Consider the following 759-nt stretch of genomic DNA (forward strand, 5'->3'; position numbering starts at 1 on the left):
AACGGTTTTGTGTATGATTTCGTTGCGTGTTTCAGCAACTAAATTAGCAAATACAAACTGAATAGAAAATCCGCGAGGATTTTCGTAAGTAGGCGAGTACTAGCAATGAATTATACACGTTGTTACCAAACGGTTTTTTTATAATCCGATGTCTTTTATATTCCAAAAATCAATTTGTCCTTTTTTCTCGGTTTGATAAAAAATCGCAAAATCACTTCCGATTGCCCAATCAGTATCTGGAACATCAATATCCGCTTTAAAATAAAGTCGGTTTGAGCGTATAAAATCATATTCCACACTTCTTAATACAGAATATTTTAAAAAATCTCCGTCAAGACTATCTTTAAATGTCGATTTCTTTACTTGAGATTTAAGAATAACATCGTTTCCTTTTTTTAATATTATTTCAGTTACATTATCGTGATATATGTCTTTATAAATTATTGGTTTATTCAAGTCGTTTACTCGGACAATTGAGCTGTCGTTCAACGAATATGTTTTTAATTCAAGTTGGTGAATTTCATTCCCGATTTTCACTTCTTGATTTTTTTGGATAGTATCGAAGTCCGTTTGCCAATAAACAACAGTTGTGTCCAATTTTTTAGGTTCAGGTTTAGTTTCTGCTTTTAATTCCGTTTTTGGCTTAAATTCAGATTGAGTTTTTTCCGATTTTTTTCGGTTGCAACTCGATAAAATTGAAAATGTTAATATTAAAATAAAAAGTTGTTTCATTGTTCGGTTTTCAACTGTTTGGTAACG

1 protein-coding gene is annotated in these 759 nt (G+C 30.8%); it reads right to left on the reverse strand.

The window, feature by feature from the left end; translation table 11 throughout:
- Nucleotides 1-138 precede the first annotated feature (138 nt).
- The coding region (locus ABD730_RS17085) for a DUF4738 domain-containing protein (protein ID WP_344716108.1) at nt 139-759 on the reverse strand (621 nt) is incomplete at its 5' end.

Source organism: Winogradskyella damuponensis (assembly GCF_039538385.1).
In the GTDB taxonomy this organism is placed as follows: domain Bacteria; phylum Bacteroidota; class Bacteroidia; order Flavobacteriales; family Flavobacteriaceae; genus Winogradskyella; species Winogradskyella damuponensis.